This is a genomic window from Pseudaeromonas pectinilytica, assembly GCF_054780855.1.
Window position 1 is genome coordinate 1 of the sequence record NZ_BAAGVN010000092.1, and the last position, 2,620, is coordinate 2,620.

General features: G+C 54.6%; 6 protein-coding genes. 5 read left to right on the forward strand and 1 reads right to left on the reverse strand.

Annotated features, from left to right (window positions below):
* The 5 genes from ACYVG7_RS06720 to ACYVG7_RS06740 all read left to right on the forward strand — a co-directional run.
* Positions 1-221: hypothetical protein (locus tag ACYVG7_RS06720; RefSeq protein ID WP_460882440.1), on the forward strand; the 221-nt coding region annotated here is incomplete at its 5' end.
* A complete protein-coding gene (locus ACYVG7_RS06725) occupies positions 211-600 on the forward strand; it encodes a gp16 family protein (RefSeq protein ID WP_460882441.1) in 390 nt (129 codons plus the stop codon). The genes ACYVG7_RS06720 and ACYVG7_RS06725, both read left to right, overlap by 11 nt.
* Positions 601-621: 21 nt before the next feature.
* Positions 622-1,086 (forward strand): hypothetical protein, encoded by a 465-nt coding sequence (locus ACYVG7_RS06730; RefSeq protein WP_460882442.1) that lies wholly within the window; start codon positions 622-624, stop codon positions 1,084-1,086.
* Positions 1,086-1,472, forward strand: a complete 387-nt coding sequence (locus ACYVG7_RS06735; RefSeq protein WP_460882443.1) for a hypothetical protein — start codon at positions 1,086-1,088, stop codon at positions 1,470-1,472. The genes ACYVG7_RS06730 and ACYVG7_RS06735 overlap by 1 nt, the downstream gene beginning before the upstream one ends.
* Positions 1,465-1,890, forward strand: coding sequence for a Mor transcription activator family protein (locus ACYVG7_RS06740; protein ID WP_460882444.1), 426 nt, complete (start codon positions 1,465-1,467; stop codon positions 1,888-1,890). Before ACYVG7_RS06735 ends, ACYVG7_RS06740 begins: the two co-directional genes overlap by 8 nt.
* Before the next feature lie 17 nt (positions 1,891-1,907).
* On the opposite strand, the gene ACYVG7_RS06745 is transcribed toward ACYVG7_RS06740, so the two are convergent.
* Positions 1,908-2,471 (reverse strand): DUF4124 domain-containing protein, encoded by a 564-nt coding sequence (locus ACYVG7_RS06745; protein WP_460882445.1) that lies wholly within the window; start codon positions 2,469-2,471, stop codon positions 1,908-1,910.
* Positions 2,472-2,620: the final 149 nt, after the last annotated feature.

Consider the following 2,620-nt stretch of genomic DNA (forward strand, 5'->3'; position numbering starts at 1 on the left):
AGCCCAAGGCGGCTCCGGCTAGTCAGGCTTGGCGAGAGATTGAAGTGTTAAAGGAACAGGCAGAGCTGGTTGAAATAGTGCGGTGTTCGCTGCCTGGTCACGCCACTGTCGAGCAAGCGGTGGCCTGGTTAGATGCCAACACGCCCGCATGGCGGTTAGGCCCAGCGCCTCGCGGTAAGCCACTGTTCGTGGAGAAGTTGGAGGACAACGATGGCGACTAGAGCACAACTGATCCAGTTGGCCCATGTGGCCAAGCGCGAGCTGGCGCTGGATGACGATGCCTACCGGGCGGCCATCGACTCGGTGGCCACCGGGAAAACCAGTTGTTCCCAACTGCTGGATAGAGAGCTGGAGGCTTTGCTGGAATCGTTCAAGGCTGCTGGGTTTAAACGCCGTGTAAACCCGGTGAAAAAGCCCCGTTTAAGCCCTGCATCAGAGGTGCCGGTCAAGGTTGCCGAAATTACCAAGATCCGGGCCATCTGGATCACCATGCACCAGCATGGATTTGTCCGGGATGGTAGCGAAACGGCGCTNGCGGGTGCCATCCAACCCTCGGACTGGGAAACCAGCCGGGTATCAAGGCGTTCTGGATGCGTATGAAGTGCAGCATGGGGTGAATGTATGAAGTTAGGACGTTGCCCCATTTGTCATGGGCAGATCCACCTGGAGGCATTGGTGCAGGATGAGGCGGGCCGTCAACTGATGGCCTCGCTGGTACCGCTGACGATCGAACATGGCACTGCCCTTGTGGGCTATATCGGCTTGTTTCGCTCCCACAACCGCGACCTGGCCAATGACCGGGCGTTGCGGTTGATGGGGGATGTTCTGGCGTTGGGCGGTGCCGAAATTGCTCCAGCCCTGGCCGAGGTGGTTGAAGCCATGCGCAGCAAGGCTCAACAAAACCCTGCCGTGTGGAAGCCGCTATCGAATCACAACTACCTAAAACGAGTGATAGAGGGTATGGCGTTGCAACAAAACAGCCCTGCTGTGCAACAACCAGGGCAGATCATGCAACAGCCCGCCAGAATGACCAGCAAAACAGCGGGCGGCATGATGGCGCTCGAAGCGCTCAAAGGGGGTAAATGATGGCAGCCGGACAACATGAACAATGGTTTATGGGCGAGTTGGCCACTGGTCTGCAGAAGCTGATCTCGTTATCGCTACAGGGTACCCCGGCCATGGAGACCATTCAGCTGACGGCCGCCAGTTGGGCCGAAACGCTGTGGGCAGCCCCAATCGGTTGGACTGAGTCGTTGGATAGCCAGCGGATTGCGGCGGCGTTCGTCCGCATGATGCGTGACGTTGACCGCTGGCCAGCGCCAAAGCACTTGCTGCATTACCTGCCATCGCGGCCACAGCCGGTTAACCCCCTGTTGACCGCGCCACCGATGAGTGAAGCACAGCAACAACGGAACCGGGATCGGGTTGCCGAGCTGGTCGCCCTGGTTAAGCGAGGAGGTCGGGATGGATAACAAAACGATGGACTTGTTTGCAGATGACCATGAAGCCTTGGGACAACTTGTTGACCGGATGGACTTAATCCCAATCGATGAGCTCAAGGCCAAATGGCCGCAATCACTTGCGGATCTTGCTGAGGTTATGGCGAGCGAATTGAAACGGGAGGGGGTGGCAGAGCCGGGGGTTAAGTCCCGCAAGTTGGCCCTGGTGCTGGCTCACTACCTGGGCGGTCGGGCCTACTACATCCCAACTGGAGAAAAGCTCAAGGCTGCATTGCGTGACCTTGAGATCTTTGAGCGTTGGTACCAGAACGAGCCGATGGATAGCATTGCCACGCACTACAAACTGAGCCACCCACAGCTCTATGTCATTATCGCCGAGCAGCGCAAGCTGCACAGGAAACGGCATCAACCGGATATGTTTGATTCATAACCCCGCTTCGGCGGGGTTCATTGTTGTTGAATGCTCTCGATTTCCTTGCGAAGTGAATCTATCTCGGCTTGGTATTGCGCCGTAACGGCTTGCATTTCAACTGACACACTGTTCAAGAATGTTGCGCCTGCTAGGTTGTTGTTGGCATAACTTTTTTTTCTTTCCAACCGGTCAAGCTCTGTGCGCATCTCTCGTTGTTTACCTTTGATTTGGTTTTCCAGACTCGCAATTTCTCTTTCCCGTCTTGATGCATCCTGTTGTTTACTTAATTCATCCAGGTCTTTTTGTGCGGCGGCCACAGTCTCAGCTGATGGTATGTAGACTTTGACATCAACAGGTTTTGCGTCGCCTCCGCATGGTTGCCCGCTATAGGTCAGCTGACCATTTTTATCCGTGCATTTATAAACGGCTGCTTGAAGTGTGCAGGACGCCAGCACGCAGAGGATGGCGCCAGCGGTAAGATGTCGATGCCGCATTGTGATTTCCTTATCTTTAGTTAATGTAAGGACTCTAAAATAAATCTCAATTGAGGACAATTGACCTATCAGCATTGATGCATGAAACTGTGCATGGTCTAACACCAACCCCACCACCGAGCGGGGTTTTTCTTATGTAATACACAATAAACCCGCCTCAGCCGGCCCCGTCAGTACGCTATCGATACAGCGTTTAAACTGGATTTTAACGGGGCTCATATGCCGAATTTCATCATCAATCAGATCGAGTATGA